This window comes from Paraburkholderia sp. UCT2 (assembly GCF_014397665.1).
Lineage (GTDB): Bacteria > Pseudomonadota > Gammaproteobacteria > Burkholderiales > Burkholderiaceae > Paraburkholderia > Paraburkholderia tuberum.
In genome coordinates this window covers 99,489-113,486 of the sequence record NZ_VZQO01000012.1, presented here as the reverse complement: position 1 = coordinate 113,486, position 13,998 = coordinate 99,489, and the positions used below count along the sequence as shown (strand labels likewise).

The following is a 13,998-nucleotide window of genomic DNA, read 5'->3' as shown; positions in this document are numbered from 1 at the left end:
GGTCGCGTGCGGCACTAGCCAAGCGGTGAACGCGATGCGCAACGGCCGGGAGAAAGACTGAATCCAGTATTTTCCGGTCTGGGGCGATCGAGCCCGGTCGCCTGGCGAATAGCCGCCTATTTGCCAGTACCGAGCACAGTTCGACAGAGTTTGTCGGCGTTTGCCGCGCGCCGCGCACGGTGTGACAATAGCGCCCTTCGCGCCGCATATCCGTTCGGTCACCGCGGCGCACCGCCTTTTCTCCCCGTTGATCCGCTGAACCGCATGTCATTCTCGCTCGATTCCGCCCGCGTCGCCGTGATCGGCGGCGGCCCCGCCGGCCTGATGGCCGCCGAGACGCTTGCCGGGCGCCGCGTGCAAGTCCACGTATATGACGCGATGCCGTCGGTCGGCCGCAAATTCCTGATGGCGGGCAAAGGCGGCATGAACATCACACATTCGGAAGCCCTCGCGCCGTTTCTCGACCGCTACGGCTCGCGCCGCGAGCGCATCGCGCCGTTACTCGACGCGTTCGGTCCCGACGCGCTGCGCGCATGGTTGCGCGAGTTGGGCGTCGAGACGTTCGTCGGCAGTTCGGGGCGCGTATTTCCGTCCGACATGAAGGCCGCGCCGATGCTGCGCGCGTGGCTGCATCGGCTGCGCGAAGCGGGTGTGCAGTTTCATATGCGTCACAAGTGGAGCGGCTGGGCGTCAACATCCGAAGACGGTGCCGCCCACGCGTTGCGCTTCGACACGCCCAACGGTGAGCAGACGATCAACTGCGACGCGGTCGTGTTCGCGCTCGGCGGCGCCAGTTGGCCGCGTCTCGGCTCCGACGCCGCGTGGGTGCCGCTGATGACGTCGCGCGACGTGCCGGTGACGCCGCTGCGTCCCGCGAACTGCGGCTTCGACGCGGACTGGAGCCCGTATCTGCGCGAGCGTTTCGCGGGTCAGCCGATCAAGACGGTCGCGATTTCCGTCACCGGTGTAGACGGAAAAGTCCACAATCGACAAGGTGAAATACTTTTGACCGAAACGGGCCTCGAAGGGAGCCTGATTTACGCGTTGTCGGCGCCGATCCGCGAGCGAATCCTCGCCGGCGGCGAGGTCACGATTGCGCTGGATCTCGCGCCAGGCTTGCCGCTCGAGCGAGTCGTGGAGGAAGTGACGCGGCCGCGCGGCTCACGCTCGATCGCGAGTCATCTGCACGGGCGAATCGGAATCGGCGGGGTCAAGCTCGCGTTGTTGCACGAGATTCTGTCGAAAGAAGCCTTCGCCGATGCGCGCGGCCTCGCCCACGCGATCAAGGCGGTGCCGATGCGACTGCTGCGCGCGCGACCGATCGAGGAAGCGATCAGTACGGCGGGCGGAATCCCGTTCGAGGCATTGGACGCGCATCTGATGATCGACCGGATGCCCGGCGCATTCTGCGCGGGCGAAATGCTCGATTGGGAGGCGCCGACCGGTGGTTATCTGTTAACCGCCTGCTTTGCCAGCGGGCTGGTCGCTGGCCGGGGCGCATGCGCGTATCTGGAAGCGCACGGCAAGTCGGCGTGACGCGCGCAGTCGCCGTCACCGCGCCTTGAGCCGCCACAACGACGTGACCTCGGCCGCTCGCGCAACATACAACGGATCGTTCTGATCGCTGGCCTTCGGATGCCGTGGACGAATGTCCTCGCGTCCCACGACACTGAGCCCCGCGTGCTCGATCGCCGCGAGCAGCCACTCGCGCGTACGCAGCCCAAGGTGCTCGGCGAAATCCGAAAGGATCAGCCAGCCCTCGCCGCCCGGCATCAGATGATCGGCGAGGCCGTTCAGGAAACCGACCAGCATGCGGCTGTCCGGATCGTAGACCGCGTATTCGAGCGGCGACGCGGGCCGCGCCGGCACCCACGGCGGATTGCAGACGACAAGCGGTGCCCGACCGTCCGGAAACAGATCGGCCTGCACGATCTCGACCTGCTCGGCGTAACCAAGACGCGCGAGATTTTCACGAGCACACGCAAGCGCGCGCGCATCCTGGTCCGTCGCGACGATCTTGCGCACGCCGCGTTTGGCCAGCAGCGCGGCCAGCACGCCAGTGCCGGTGCCGATGTCGAACGCGAGGTCCAGCGACGGTAGCGGCGTGCGCGCGACCAGATCGACGTACTCGCCGCGCACCGGTGAGAACACACCGTAGTGCGGATGGATGCGCTCGCCGAGCGCCGTAATCTCGACGCCCTTCTTGCGCCATTCGTGCGCGCCGATCAAACCGAGCAACTCGCGCAACGACACGACCGACGCGTCACCGCTCGCCGGTCCATAAGCTTCGATGCAGGCCTGCCGCACGTCGGGCGCGCGACGCAGCGGAATGGTGTAGTCGGCATCGAGCGGAATCAGGATCATGCCGAGCGTGCGCGCGCGCTGCGACTGCGCCTGCCGATGCAGGTTGAACGCGTCGAGCGGTGTCGCTCCCTGCTTGCGCGGCTTGCGTTCGAGCCGGCGCATGACGGCCTGCAGCAGTTGGCGCGCGTTCTGGAAGTCGCCGCGCCACAGCAGCGCGGTGCCTTCGCAGGCGAGGCGGTAGGCCGAATCAGCGGTGGTGCGGTCGTCGGCGACGACGACGCGCTTCGGCGGCGGCACGGCCGCTTCGGAACGCCAGCGTGCGGTGCGCGGGCCGTCGGCTTCTGGCCAGGTGAGAGTTGCGGGGCTGGTCATGGTGCAATGGAGTCGATGTGACGTCGCCGGCGACGTGGACCGCGACAGCGGACCGGACGTCCGGCGGCTGCCGGCCATCCCGGGCGACGCCCGAATAGTACCGTACCGCCGCCGTGCGGATTCGCGGCGCGGCATGAATTGGTGACGGTGATGAGGTGAGTCTGGACGCACCGAAAGTAGACAATAATGTCTACAATCGACAAGGTGAAAGAGATATCATGATTTTTGAGCCATCGCGCGGCTCACCTCACGCTGCCCTCGCACGTTTTGACGTGCGTGAAACCCTCGTCGCAAACAAGCCTGGCCAAGGCTTCGGTGATCGGCATCAGCAACGATCCGGGCAATTTCCACCGAAAAAGAAAAACCCCGCCAAAGCGTGTGCTTCGACGGGGTTTTCTAGCATTTCCAGTTACTGCTGATAAAGCAATCTGGTGCCGGCTGCAGGACTCGAACCCGCCACCTCATGATTACAAGTCAAGCGCTCTACCTGATGAGCTAAGCCGGCATGAGGCCGTGATTCTACTTCATTTCACGATCTTAAGGCGAGCCCTTCCGCCGCCTTTCGAGCCATCGTCGTCGGGCTGCGGTTTGTCGTCGGCGTCGGTGGCCTCGGCAGGGTCGGCGGGGGCGGTTTCGACGGCGCGCGGAGCCGCCGGCGTGTCAGCTTCGTCCGCGGCATCCGCGCCCGAATCCTGAGCCTCGCCGCCCGCCGATTCGACCGGGAACGCCATACCCTGGCCGTTCTCGCGCGCGTAGATCGCAAGAATATTGGCGACCGGCACTTCGATCTTGTGGGACTTGCCGGAGAAGCGCGCGTTGAACTCGATCCACTCGTTGCCCATCTGCAGCTGGCTGGTCGCCTCGAAGCTGATGTTCAACACGATCTCGTTGTCGCGCACGAATTGACGTGGCACGCGCGTCTGATTGTCGACGCGGACCGCGATATGCGGTGTGTAGCCGTTATCCGTGCACCACTCGTAGAGCGCGCGCAACAGATAAGGTTTCGTGGAAATCTCTTGCATCAACAGTCCTCTTGCGGGCGCGGGCGCGCATCGAAGCGATGCGACGTCCGCGCTCCAAAGCCAAACTCAACGACGCATCACCTTTTCCGACGGCGTCAGCGCTTCGATATAAGCCGGGCGGCTGAAAATGCGCTCGGCGTACTTCATCAGCGGCGCGGCGTTCTTCGACAGCTCGATACCGTAGTGGTCAAGGCGCCAAAGCAGCGGTGCGATCGCGACGTCGAGCATCGAGAACTCTTCGCCGAGCATGTACTTGTTCTTCAGGAAAATCGGCGCGAGCTGCGTCAGGCGATCGCGGATCGCGAGGCGCGCCTTCTCGTGATTCTTCTCCGCTGCCTTGCCCTTCTCGTTTTCGAGCGTGCCGACGTGGACGAACAGCTCTTTCTCGAAGTTGAGCAGGAACAGGCGGGCACGCGCGCGCTGGACCGGATCGGCCGGCATCAGCTGCGGGTGCGGGAAGCGCTCGTCGATGTACTCGTTGATGATGTTCGATTCGTACAGAATCAGGTCCCGTTCGACGAGAATCGGCACCTGACCATACGGATTCATCACGGCGATGTCTTCCGGCTTGTTGAACAGGTCGACGTCGCGGATCTCGAAGTCCATGCCCTTTTCGAACAACACCAGCCGGCAACGCTGGGAGAACGGGCAAGTAGTGCCGGAATACAGAACCATCATGTTTACGTTTCCTCAAAAAGCTGAAGGGCCAGCGCGCGGAAAAACCGTTCAGCAGGTCTTTCCTGGCGCCGGCCCCACGCCATGTAGCGGCGTGATTATTTGATATGTTTCCAGTACGCGGCGTTCAGTCGCCAGGCGAAAAAGCTCAGGATACCGAGGAACAACAGCACCCACACGCCAAGTTGCTTGCGGGTTTGCTGCGTCGGTTCGGACATCCATGACAGGTACGACACGAGGTCGGCCACAGCAGAATCATAATCTACCGGCGACATCGTCCCCGGAGTCAGTTGCTGGAAGCCGAGGAATTTGTGTACTTTTTCGCCGGTTCTTTCGTCGGTTTCGTCGCCGAATTTCGCCGCACGCTGCCCCTGAAGCTGCCACAGCACGTGAGGCATGCTCACGTTTTGGTACACCAGATTGTTCCAGCCGGTCGGCCGCGTATCGTCGCGGTAAAAACTCCGCAGGTACGTGTACAACCAGTCCGTGCCGCGCGCCCGCGCCTCCACCGACAGATCCGGCGGCGTCGCCCCGAACCACGCTTTCGCGTCCTCCGGGCGCATTGCCACGGTCATCGTGTTGCCGACCTTGTCGGTGGTGAACAGCAGGTTCGCCTGGATTTCCTTCGGCGTGATGCCGAGATCGGTCAGGCGGTTGTAGCGCATCAGGTTCGCGCTGTGGCAATTCAGGCAGTAGTTTACAAACAATTGCGCGCCGCGCTGCAAGGAAGCGAAATTGTTCGTGTTGTCCGGCGCGCGATCGAGCGGGAAATTCTCGTCCGCGTGAACCGGAGCGGCCAACAGCGCAAGCATGGTCGCGCCGACCAGCGCGCACATCGAAAGCAGTTTTTTCATCTTCATGTTCTCCTGGCTCGCGATTAGTGAGGCTTGAACCGCACCCGCTCGGGCGGCTGCTTGAACTTGCCAAGCCGGGTCCAGAAGGGCATGCCGAGGAAAAACGCGAAGTAGATCAGCGCGCAGATCTGGGCGATCAGCGTCGCGGCCGGCGATGGCGGTCGCGTGCCGAGGAAGCCGAGCGTCAGGAACGCGATTACGAAGATCCCGAAGAAAACCTTGTGGAAGAACGGCCGGTAGCGAATAGACCTGACCGGCGACCGGTCGAGCCACGGCAGGAAGAACAGCGAAATCACCGCACTGCCCATCACCACGACGCCCCAGAACTTCGATTCGGTGAACACCATCGCGACGATCACCAGCACCGCAAGCACCGGCAGACCGAGCTTCCACTTGCCGCGCGCGCGCACGAGCGCCAGCAACCCGAGTAGCGCGATGACGATCATCAGCACGATCTTGAATGGATCGGTGGTGGCGCGCAGCATCGCATAAAAAGCGGTGAAGTACCACACAGGCGCAATTTCCGGCGGCGTCTGCAGTGGATTCGCGGGGATGAAGTTGTTGGCTTCAAGGAAGTACCCACCCATTTCCGGCGCGAAGAAGATGATCGCGGCGAAGATCAGCAGGAAGATCGCCACGCCCATGAAGTCGTGCACCGAGTAGTACGGGTGGAACGGAATGCCGTCGAGCGGCACGCCATCCGGGCCCTTCTTGGCCTTGATCTCAATGCCGTCCGGATTGTTCGAGCCGACTTCGTGTAGCGCGACGAGGTGCGCGATCACGAGGCCGATCAGCACCAGCGGAATCGCGATCACGTGGAACGCGAAGAAGCGGTTCAGCGTGACGTCGGAGACCACGTAGTCGCCGCGAATCCACAGCGACAGGTCCGGCCCGATGAACGGAATCGCCGAGAACAGGTTCACGATCACCTGCGCGCCCCAGAACGACATCTGGCCCCACGGCAGGAGGTAGCCGAAGAACGCCTCGGCCATCAGGCTCAGGAAAATCAGGCAGCCGAAAATCCACACGAGTTCGCGCGGCTTGCGGTACGAGCCGTACAGGAGCCCGCGGAACATGTGCAGATACACGACGACGAAAAACATCGACGCACCCGTCGAGTGCATGTAGCGGATCAGCCAGCCCCACGGCACCTCGCGCATGATGTACTCGACCGACGAGAACGCGAGCGTCGCGTCGGGCTTGTAGTTCATCGTCAGGAAAATGCCGGTGACGATCTGGTTGACCAGCACCAGTAACGCAAGCGAACCGAAGAAGTACCAGAAGTTGAAGTTCTTCGGCGCGTAGTACTCGGAAACGTGCTTCTTCCACGTGGCAGTCATCGGGAAGCGCTGGTCGATCCAACCAGCCAGCCCGGTCGTCTCTACTTCGTGTTCGCTCGCCATTACGCTTCTCCTTTTTCGTCCTTCCCGATCACAAGGGCCGTCGCCGACGTGAACATGAAGCGCGGGATGTCGAGGTTCTGCGGAGCGGGTTTGTTCTTGAAGACGCGGCCGGCCATGTCGTAGGTCGAGCCGTGGCACGGGCACAGGAAGCCGCCGGGCCAGTCGTCGGGGAGATTCGGCTGCGGGCCTTCCTGGAAGCGCGGCGTCGGCGTGCAGCCCAGATGCGTGCAAACGGCGACGGCAACCAGCAGATGCTTGTTCTCGGCGCGTGAACGGAATTCGTTGTTGCAGTAGTCCGGCAGCGGCATCGAAAACGGATTCAGCGAGTGGGGGTCCGCTACCTGGCTGTCGGCTTTTTGAACATCGACGAGCATGCGGTCCGTGCGGTTGATGATCCACACCGGCTTGCCGCGCCAGGCGACCGTCATCATGTCGCCGGGCTTCAGACCACTGATATCGACTTCGACCGGGGCACCTGCGGCCTTGGCCTTTTCGGATGGTGCAAAGGAACTAACAAAGGGTACGACAACGGCAACACCTCCTATGCCGCCTGCTACGGTCGTCGCTACCAGCCAGTTACGGCGGCTGCCATCGACGCGTTCCTCTTCTTTGTCTCGCATCACACGCCCCACTTCTGAGTTGGATTTTTCCTTCACGTCGCTTCTACCGCCGCTAGTTTGCTCGAATGGAGTCGCCATTTACAAGGGCCGATTGCCAAAAACCGTGCGAAGCCCTTGATAACTCAGGGTTTGTCCGTACCGATCGCAAACTTTTTCGCACCTCCTTTTAAGTGCCTTCTGCGGTATTCCTGCTTTGTTCTTCGTTAATGCAATTCGCAATTCAAACGGGATTGGGAATATCGATAAACAGATGTTCGATATCGAACGATTCGGACAGATGCTTGCCCACCGCCTGCACGCCGAAGCGCTCGGTCGCGTGGTGGCCAGCTGCCAGAAACGCGACGCCGCTTTCCGCCGCCGTATGCATCACCGACTCCGATACCTCGCCGGTCACGTAGACGTCGACACCCGCGTTGATCGCCGCGTCGAACATGCCTTGCGCGGCGCCCGTGCACCAGCCGACGCGGCGCAGCTCCATATCCGGATCGCCGAACACGAGCGGCGTGCGGCCCAGTGTCTGCGCGATCTCCGCGGTGAGGTGCGACAGCGTGATCGGCATCGGCAGCGTGGCGAGCCAGCCGAGATCGTTCTCGCCGAAACGCGCGTCGCTGATCCAGCCCATCTTCTCGCCGATCTGCGCGTTGTTGCCGAACTCGGGATGATCGTCGAGCGGCAGATGGTAGGCGAACAGGTTCAGGTCGTTGGCGAGCAGCAGCTTCAAACGAGCATGTTTGCGGCCGGTGATCTGCGGTGCCTCGTTGCGCCAGAAGTAGCCGTGATGGACCAGCACGGCGTCCGCGCCCCAGTCGAGCGCGGCCTCCAGGAAGGCCACCGACGCGGTAACGCCGGTCGCGAGTTTGTTGATCCGGCGGCGTCCTTCGACCTGCAATCCGTTCGGGCAATAGTCCTTGAAGCGCGCGGTTTCAAGGAGATTGTTCAAGTACAATTCAAGTTCAATCCGATCCATATAGACCTCTAGTCTTCAGATGCTTAGACGCTTCTGGCTGTTATTTGCCCAAGCGGTGACGGTGCTGTTGGCGCTGATGTTCATCATTGCGACCCTCAAACCGCAGTGGCTGCAGCGTCAAGGACAATTCGGCAGACAACTCGCCGAACCGATCGTCGCGCTACGGGAAGTGGCGCCGGGCATCGGCACTGGCCATGCCGAAACGTCCTATGCCGAAGCGGCGCAAAAGGCCATGCCCGCGGTCGTCAACGTGTTCTCCAGCAAGGATGGCTCGCTGCCTCCCGACCCGCGCGCCAAAGACCCGCTGTTCCGCTACTTCTTCGGCGACAGGAACAATCGCAAGCAGCAGGAGCAGCCTGCCTCGAATCTCGGCTCAGGCGTGATAGTGAGTTCGGAAGGTTACATTCTAACGAACCAGCACGTCGTCGACGGCGCCGATCAGATCGAAATCGCGCTCGCCGATGGCCGCACCGCCAGCGCGAAGGTCATCGGCATCGACCCCGAAACCGATCTGGCCGTGCTAAAGGTCAATATGACCGATCTGCCCACCATCACGCTCGGCCGGATGGACCAGACCCGCGTCGGCGACGTCGTGCTCGCGATCGGCAATCCGTTCGGCGTCGGGCAGACCGTAACGATGGGCATCGTCAGCGCGCTCGGCCGCAATCATCTCGGCATCAATACGTTCGAAAACTTCATCCAGACCGACGCCCCGATCAACCCCGGCAACTCGGGCGGTGCGCTCGTCGACGTGAACGGCAACCTGCTCGGCATCAACACCGCAATCTACTCGCGCTCGGGCGGCTCGCTCGGCATCGGCTTCGCGATTCCGGTGTCGACCGCGCGCAGCGTGCTCGAGAGCATCATTACGACCGGCACGGTCACGCGCGGCTGGATCGGCGTCGAACCGCAGGACGTCACGCCGGAAATCGCGGAGTCGTTCGGGCTCGATCAGAAGTCGGGCGCTATTGTCGCGGGCGTGCTGAAAAGCGGCCCGGCCGACCGTGCGGGCATCAAGCCCGGCGACATCCTGACGAGCGTAAACGGCCAGGCGATCACCGATACCACGCGTCTGTTGAACGTGATCGCGCAGATCAAGCCCGGTACGGCGGCGAAAGTGCATCTGGTGCGCAAAGGTCATCAGATCGATCTCGACGTGAAGATCGGCAAACGCCCGCCGCCGCCGAAACAGACGGAAGACGACAACGGCGGCGATCGGCCGGATGACGAAGGCGGCTGAAGCTAATGCCGCGATTCCACGCAATGAATAAGGGCAGTCCGCAATGAACTGCCCTTTTTCATTTGACGCCCGGCACTGACTCGCGACACCTCAACTGGACGGCGGCGGACTCGCATCCTCCACGACCACCGGCTGCTTGCCGACGATCAACCGCGCCGCGACGATGCCAGCTTCGTACAGCAGAATCAGCGGAACCGCGAGGATCAGCTGCGAAAACACGTCCGGCGGCGTTACGACGGCCGACACCACGAACGCGCCGACGATCACATACGGCCGGATCTCCTTCAGCTTCTTCAGCGTCACCACGTTCATCCGCACCAGCAGCACGACGACGATCGGTACCTCGAACGTGACGCCGAACGCGATGAACATCGTCAGCACGAAGCTCAGGTAATTGTTGATATCGGTTGTCATCTCCGCGCCAAGCGGCGCATTGTAGTGGGCCATCACGCGGAAGATGGTCGGAAACACGACGAAGTACGCGAACGCCATGCCGCACAGGAACAGCGTGTAGCTGCTCGCGACGAGCGGCGCGACGAGCTTCTTCTCGTGCTGATAGAGCCCAGGCGCGACGAACGCCCAGATCTGGTACAGCACGACCGGCAGCGCGATCACGAAGGCGACCAGCATCGTCACCTTCATCGGCACGAAGAACGAGCCGGTGACGTCGGTGACGATCATCTTGCCGTCCTTCGGCAGATTCATCATCAGCGGACGGGCGAGCAGTTTGAAGATGTCCGGCGCCCAGTACACGAGCCCGATGAACACGACGACGACGGAGAGCCCCGCACGGATGATGCGGTCACGCAGTTCGACGAGGTGGGAAATGAAGGTCTCTTCAGTGCCTTCGTTCTGGGATTGCTGGGGGTCGCTCACACCGGCCCTCGGTTGGGGATTGTCGATCTGAACATCAGAAAAACCGCGTCGGACGACGCAGGTTGGCAGGTGTGTGCCGCGCAACGCGCGCGGCGCCCGACTGCACGCGCGTGCGCCGCAGGCTCGCTCGCTTGTACCAGGTGGGCGTGGCGCTCTGCTGAACGCGCCAGGTCTTGCGTTTGGGCGCGGCGGCCGGCGTACTGACGGGCCACGAGGTGGCACCCGCGCTGCCGCTGGCCCCGCTGCCGGCGTCTTCGAGCGCGCCGCCGGCGATGCTCGGCGATACCGACGTACCGCTATTCCATGCTTCGTTCAGTTCATTCTCGTGCTTGCGCACATTGTCCTGAACCGCCGTTTGGACATTGCTCGCGGCCTTCTCGAACTCGGTCTTCATGCGCCGCAATTCGTCGAGCTCGATTTCGCGCGTGACTTCGGCCTTAACGTCGTTGATGTACCGCTGTGCGCGGCCGAACAGCGCGCCGGCCGTGCGAGCGACACGCGGCAGGCGCTCAGGCCCGAGGACGACCAGCGCGACGACGCCGATCAGCGCCATCTTGGTTAGACCGAGGTCCAGCATGAAGTGGAATGTCCGTCAGAAACGCGGGAACGGCGCGAAGGCCGCGGCTTAGCGGTAATCGCTCGATTGCTGCGTCTTTTCCTTCGCTTCGACGTCCACCGCGCCGTTGCGCGGCAGCTCGCGCTGCTGCTCTTGCGCGTCGGCCGACGACGAATCGGCTTCCTTCATGCCTTCCTTGAAGCCCTTCACGGCGCCGCCCAGATCGCTGCCGATGTTGCGTAGCTTCTTCGTGCCGAACACGAGCGCGACGATCAACAGAACGATCAACCAATGCCAAATACTCAACGAACCCATGACTACTCTCCTTAACCCCGGCGCCGCATCTCGATGCGGCCAATTTGCATAACCTGAAGCGCGTGCGCTTCGTCTCGATATATCTCTACGTTACCTCAGGCTGCGCCGCCTCGCTCGCAATGCGGCCATTTACGCCTGTCATTGTGGCCACACGATCGCGTCGACGTTATTACACAGCGGTAAAAACAACGACGGCGCTATTGTCCTCGACCAAAACTCGCGGCGGTGCGCACTTGCCACGCAGCGCGCCTGACGCGCGAACCGGCGCTCAGCCCATGCGTTGCCAGGGACGCGGTCCCGCGAGAATGTGCGCGTGCAGGTGATACACCTCCTGACCACCGCCCGGACCGGTATTGATTACCGTGCGAAAGCCCGTTTCGCCGCCGTTATAGGCGACCCCCAATTGTTCGGCCAGTCGCGCGGCCAGGACAAGCATTCTACCAAGCAGAGGCGCGTCGCTTTCCGTGCAGTTCGACAGCGTTGCAATGTGCTTGCGAGGAATCACCAGCACATGCGTTTCGGCCGCCGGACGGATGTCGCGGAAGGCGACGAACTCGTCGTCTTCGTGGACCCTGGTCGACGGGATTTCGCCAGCGGCAATCTTGCAGAAAAGGCAGTTCGGATCGTGACTCATCGTATTCCTGACGCGGTATGACTTGGGCGAGCGAAGCCGCCCGCGCCGAGGTTCGATCCGAAAGCCGGCCCGCCCATACGGACCGGCTAGCGTTCAGACCCAACTGGCCGGATTCGCGAACGGCTTGTTATCGTACAGATACAGCCAGCCTTTGATAATACGGTACAACATCCATATGCTGACTGCCCACAGCACCGGAATGCCGATCACGACGAGCAGCAGCAACGCGCCGATCGCGTAACCGACGAGGCCCAGCCAGAACGTGCGGATCTGCCATTCGAAGTGCGCTTCGTACGGCGTGCCGGCCACATCCGACCGTTTGACGTAGTTGATGATGATCGCGACCAGAATGGTGAGCCCGCCGGTCAGCCAATGGACCGCATACAGCGCGTACAGCACGTGCGTGAGCGTGCGCAGGCTGCGCTCGCGCTCAGGCTCCATCGCGTGGCGGTAGACCGGCGGCGGATAGCTTCCTTGCGGCTGTTCCATGCTTGCGTCCTCCCGGAGGTGCGGTTACCGCTATGTTGGTGCCGGCGCGCGCGACTTCAAGCGGAAACGCCAGATTTCCGCTCCGGCTGCTCAGTCGCCGTTTTCCTCGCGCTCGCGGCTCTTGCGCAGCGCCTTTTCCTCGATGCCCGACAGGCCTTCGCGACGCTCGAGTTCGGCGATCACGTCGGCGGGGCTCAGATCGAAATGCGACAGCATCACGAGGCAGTGGAACCACAGGTCCGCAACCTCGCCGACCAGCGCCTTCGGTGCGCCGCCCTGGCGCACGTCCTTCGCGGCCAGCACGACTTCGGTGGCTTCTTCACCGATCTTTTTCAGGACCGCGTCGTCGCCCTTGTGGAACAGGCGCGATACATACGAGATGTCCGGATCGCCGCCCTTGCGGCTGTCGATCACCGCCGCGAGGCGCCGCAGCGTGTCGAGCGTGGAAGCCGTGGCGGCCGACGGGTTTTGCGTGGATTGCGTCATTTGTAGATGTGTTCGGGGTCTTTCAGCACGGGATCGACGGCCTGCCAGTCGCCATCGTCCACCGAGCCTTCGAATTTCTGGAAAAAGCACGAGTGGCGGCCTGTATGGCACGCGATGCCCGATACCTGCTCGACTTTCAGCAGCACGACGTCTTCGTCGCAATCGAGTCGCACTTCATGCACATGCTGCACGTGGCCCGACTCCTCACCCTTGAACCACAGGCGCTGGCGCGAGCGCGAGAAATACACCGCGCGGCCGGTCTCGACGGTCTTCGCGAGGGCCTCGCGGTTCATCCACGCGAACATCAGCACGTCGTTCGTCGACGCTTCCTGCGCAATCACCGGCACGAGGCCGTTCGCATCCCACTTGACCTTGTCGAGCCAGTTCACTGCCGAAGGATTCGTCACGTCACAACCTCACCGAAATGCCCTGATCGGCCATGAAGCGCTTGGCCTCGCCGACCGTGTGTTCGCCATAGTGGAAGATGCTCGCGGCGAGCACCGCGTCCGCATGACCGCTCTTGATGCCGTCGGCGAGATGCTGCAGATTGCCGACGCCGCCCGAGGCGATCACCGGCACCGGCACCGCGTCCGACACCGCGCGAGTCAGCGCGAGGTCGAAGCCGCTCCTGGTGCCGTCGCGATCCATGCTTGTCAACAGGATTTCGCCCGCGCCCAACTCGGCCATCTTGCGCGCCCACTCGACCGCATCGAGACCGGTGGCCTTGCGGCCGCCGTGCGTGAACACTTCCCAGCGCGGCGTTTCGCCGTCGGCCGACACGCGCTTCGCGTCGATCGCGACGACGATGCACTGCGAGCCGTATTTGTCGGTCGCGTCCTTCACGAGTTGCGGATTCGCTACCGCCGACGAGTTCATGCTGATCTTGTCGGCGCCCGCGTTCAGCAGGCGCCGCACGTCTTCGACCGCGCGCACGCCGCCGCCGACCGTCAGCGGAATGAACACCTGCGAAGCGACCGCCTCGATGATCGGCAGAATCAGGTCGCGCTGATCCGAGGTCGCGGTGATGTCGAGGAACGTCAGTTCGTCGGCGCCCTGATCGTCGTAACGGCGCGCGATTTCGACCGGGTCGCCCGCGTCGCGCAGTTCGACGAAGTTGACGCCCTTGACCACGCGGCCCGCGGTGACGTCGAGACAGGGGATGATGCGTTTAGCTAGAGCCATGAT

17 protein-coding genes and 1 tRNA gene are annotated in these 13,998 nt (G+C 62.8%); 2 read left to right on the top strand and 16 right to left on the bottom strand.

Translation table 11 applies throughout. The annotated features are described in order from the left end of the window. Nucleotides 1–264: 264 nt before the first annotated feature. Nucleotides 265–1,536, top strand: coding sequence for a TIGR03862 family flavoprotein (locus F6X39_RS12655; protein WP_187616853.1), 1,272 nt, complete (start codon nucleotides 265–267; stop codon nucleotides 1,534–1,536). A 15-nt stretch (nucleotides 1,537–1,551) separates the two neighbouring features. On the opposite strand, the gene F6X39_RS12650 is transcribed toward F6X39_RS12655, so the two are convergent. The 8 genes from F6X39_RS12650 to F6X39_RS12615 all read right to left on the bottom strand — a co-directional run bounded on the left by F6X39_RS12650 (nucleotide 1,552) and on the right by F6X39_RS12615 (nucleotide 8,217). Next, nucleotides 1,552–2,676, bottom strand: a complete 1,125-nt coding sequence (locus tag F6X39_RS12650; protein WP_187616852.1) for a methyltransferase — start codon at nucleotides 2,674–2,676, stop codon at nucleotides 1,552–1,554. A 429-nt stretch (nucleotides 2,677–3,105) separates the two neighbouring features. Then, nucleotides 3,106–3,181: transfer RNA gene (locus F6X39_RS12645), tRNA-Thr, on the bottom strand. A gap of 19 nt (nucleotides 3,182–3,200) precedes the next feature. Beyond that, complete coding sequence (locus F6X39_RS12640; RefSeq protein ID WP_187612902.1) at nucleotides 3,201–3,698, bottom strand: ClpXP protease specificity-enhancing factor; 498 nt, start codon at nucleotides 3,696–3,698, stop codon at nucleotides 3,201–3,203. A gap of 66 nt (nucleotides 3,699–3,764) precedes the next feature. Continuing rightward, on the bottom strand, nucleotides 3,765–4,376 hold the full coding sequence (locus F6X39_RS12635; RefSeq protein ID WP_006052302.1) for a glutathione S-transferase N-terminal domain-containing protein: 612 nt from the start codon (nucleotides 4,374–4,376) through the stop codon (nucleotides 3,765–3,767). Between the two features lie 95 nt (nucleotides 4,377–4,471). Further along, a complete protein-coding gene (locus F6X39_RS12630; protein ID WP_187616851.1) occupies nucleotides 4,472–5,227 on the bottom strand; it encodes a cytochrome c1 in 756 nt (251 codons plus the stop codon). A gap of 23 nt (nucleotides 5,228–5,250) precedes the next feature. Next, on the bottom strand, nucleotides 5,251–6,630 hold the full coding sequence (locus F6X39_RS12625) for a cytochrome b (protein ID WP_187616850.1): 1,380 nt from the start codon (nucleotides 6,628–6,630) through the stop codon (nucleotides 5,251–5,253). Then, nucleotides 6,630–7,250: a ubiquinol-cytochrome c reductase iron-sulfur subunit gene (petA, locus tag F6X39_RS12620; RefSeq protein WP_187616884.1), complete on the bottom strand. Its 621-nt coding sequence runs from the start codon at nucleotides 7,248–7,250 to the stop codon at nucleotides 6,630–6,632. The genes F6X39_RS12625 and petA overlap by 1 nt, the downstream gene beginning before the upstream one ends. 220 nt (nucleotides 7,251–7,470) lie before the next feature. Next, a complete protein-coding gene (locus F6X39_RS12615) occupies nucleotides 7,471–8,217 on the bottom strand; it encodes a Nif3-like dinuclear metal center hexameric protein (protein WP_187616849.1) in 747 nt (248 codons plus the stop codon). A 19-nt stretch (nucleotides 8,218–8,236) separates the two neighbouring features. On the opposite strand from F6X39_RS12615, the gene F6X39_RS12610 reads away from it, so the two are divergent. Then, nucleotides 8,237–9,457, top strand: a complete 1,221-nt coding sequence (locus F6X39_RS12610) for a Do family serine endopeptidase (protein ID WP_187616848.1) — start codon at nucleotides 8,237–8,239, stop codon at nucleotides 9,455–9,457. Nucleotides 9,458–9,547: 90 nt separating this feature from the next. On the opposite strand, the gene tatC is transcribed toward F6X39_RS12610, so the two are convergent. The 8 genes from tatC to hisF form a co-directional block, all read right to left on the bottom strand. Further along, on the bottom strand, nucleotides 9,548–10,333 hold the full coding sequence (tatC, locus tag F6X39_RS12605; protein ID WP_184035812.1) for a twin-arginine translocase subunit TatC: 786 nt from the start codon (nucleotides 10,331–10,333) through the stop codon (nucleotides 9,548–9,550). 34 nt (nucleotides 10,334–10,367) lie between these two features. Continuing rightward, a complete protein-coding gene (gene tatB, locus F6X39_RS12600; protein WP_184070590.1) occupies nucleotides 10,368–10,910 on the bottom strand; it encodes a Sec-independent protein translocase protein TatB in 543 nt (180 codons plus the stop codon). A 48-nt stretch (nucleotides 10,911–10,958) separates the two neighbouring features. Then, nucleotides 10,959–11,204 carry a Sec-independent protein translocase subunit TatA gene (gene tatA / locus F6X39_RS12595; protein ID WP_187616847.1) on the bottom strand — a complete coding sequence of 82 codons (246 nt, stop codon included), beginning with the start codon at nucleotides 11,202–11,204 and terminating at the stop codon, nucleotides 10,959–10,961. A 268-nt stretch (nucleotides 11,205–11,472) separates the two neighbouring features. Continuing rightward, nucleotides 11,473–11,838: a histidine triad nucleotide-binding protein gene (locus tag F6X39_RS12590; protein WP_184035806.1), complete on the bottom strand. Its 366-nt coding sequence runs from the start codon at nucleotides 11,836–11,838 to the stop codon at nucleotides 11,473–11,475. Between the two features lie 93 nt (nucleotides 11,839–11,931). Further along, entirely contained in the window at nucleotides 11,932–12,327 is a 396-nt protein-coding gene (locus F6X39_RS12585; protein ID WP_184035804.1) for a DUF4870 family protein, read from the bottom strand. Nucleotides 12,328–12,417: 90 nt separating this feature from the next. Next, nucleotides 12,418–12,813, bottom strand: coding sequence for a phosphoribosyl-ATP diphosphatase (locus tag F6X39_RS12580; protein ID WP_187616846.1), 396 nt, complete (start codon nucleotides 12,811–12,813; stop codon nucleotides 12,418–12,420). After that, nucleotides 12,810–13,220, bottom strand: a complete 411-nt coding sequence (hisI, locus tag F6X39_RS12575; RefSeq protein ID WP_090802086.1) for a phosphoribosyl-AMP cyclohydrolase — start codon at nucleotides 13,218–13,220, stop codon at nucleotides 12,810–12,812. The genes F6X39_RS12580 and hisI overlap by 4 nt, the downstream gene beginning before the upstream one ends. Before the next feature lies 1 nt (nucleotide 13,221). Beyond that, nucleotides 13,222–13,995: an imidazole glycerol phosphate synthase subunit HisF gene (gene hisF / locus F6X39_RS12570; protein WP_090802088.1), complete on the bottom strand. Its 774-nt coding sequence runs from the start codon at nucleotides 13,993–13,995 to the stop codon at nucleotides 13,222–13,224. Nucleotides 13,996–13,998 lie beyond the last annotated feature (3 nt).

What these genes read in the sequence shown, in the direction of transcription:
- F6X39_RS12585 (WP_184035804.1), bottom strand. Translation starts at nt 12,327, where the DNA reads ATGGAACAGCCGCAAGGAAGCTATCCGCCGCCGGTCTACCGCCACGCG.
- F6X39_RS12590 (WP_184035806.1), bottom strand. Translation starts at nt 11,838, where the DNA reads ATGAGTCACGATCCGAACTGCCTTTTCTGCAAGATTGCCGCTGGCGAA.
- tatA (WP_187616847.1), bottom strand. Translation starts at nt 11,204, where the DNA reads ATGGGTTCGTTGAGTATTTGGCATTGGTTGATCGTTCTGTTGATCGTC.
- F6X39_RS12610 (WP_187616848.1), top strand. Translation starts at nt 8,237, where the DNA reads ATGCTTAGACGCTTCTGGCTGTTATTTGCCCAAGCGGTGACGGTGCTG.
- tatB (WP_184070590.1), bottom strand. Translation starts at nt 10,910, where the DNA reads ATGCTGGACCTCGGTCTAACCAAGATGGCGCTGATCGGCGTCGTCGCG.
- F6X39_RS12625 (WP_187616850.1), bottom strand. Translation starts at nt 6,630, where the DNA reads ATGGCGAGCGAACACGAAGTAGAGACGACCGGGCTGGCTGGTTGGATC.
- hisF (WP_090802088.1), bottom strand. Translation starts at nt 13,995, where the DNA reads ATGGCTCTAGCTAAACGCATCATCCCCTGTCTCGACGTCACCGCGGGC.
- petA (WP_187616884.1), bottom strand. Translation starts at nt 7,250, where the DNA reads ATGCGAGACAAAGAAGAGGAACGCGTCGATGGCAGCCGCCGTAACTGG.
- F6X39_RS12640 (WP_187612902.1), bottom strand. Translation starts at nt 3,698, where the DNA reads ATGCAAGAGATTTCCACGAAACCTTATCTGTTGCGCGCGCTCTACGAG.
- F6X39_RS12650 (WP_187616852.1), bottom strand. Translation starts at nt 2,676, where the DNA reads ATGACCAGCCCCGCAACTCTCACCTGGCCAGAAGCCGACGGCCCGCGC.
- F6X39_RS12635 (WP_006052302.1), bottom strand. Translation starts at nt 4,376, where the DNA reads ATGATGGTTCTGTATTCCGGCACTACTTGCCCGTTCTCCCAGCGTTGC.
- F6X39_RS12630 (WP_187616851.1), bottom strand. Translation starts at nt 5,227, where the DNA reads ATGAAAAAACTGCTTTCGATGTGCGCGCTGGTCGGCGCGACCATGCTT.
- F6X39_RS12615 (WP_187616849.1), bottom strand. Translation starts at nt 8,217, where the DNA reads ATGGATCGGATTGAACTTGAATTGTACTTGAACAATCTCCTTGAAACC.
- F6X39_RS12655 (WP_187616853.1), top strand. Translation starts at nt 265, where the DNA reads ATGTCATTCTCGCTCGATTCCGCCCGCGTCGCCGTGATCGGCGGCGGC.
- F6X39_RS12580 (WP_187616846.1), bottom strand. Translation starts at nt 12,813, where the DNA reads ATGACGCAATCCACGCAAAACCCGTCGGCCGCCACGGCTTCCACGCTC.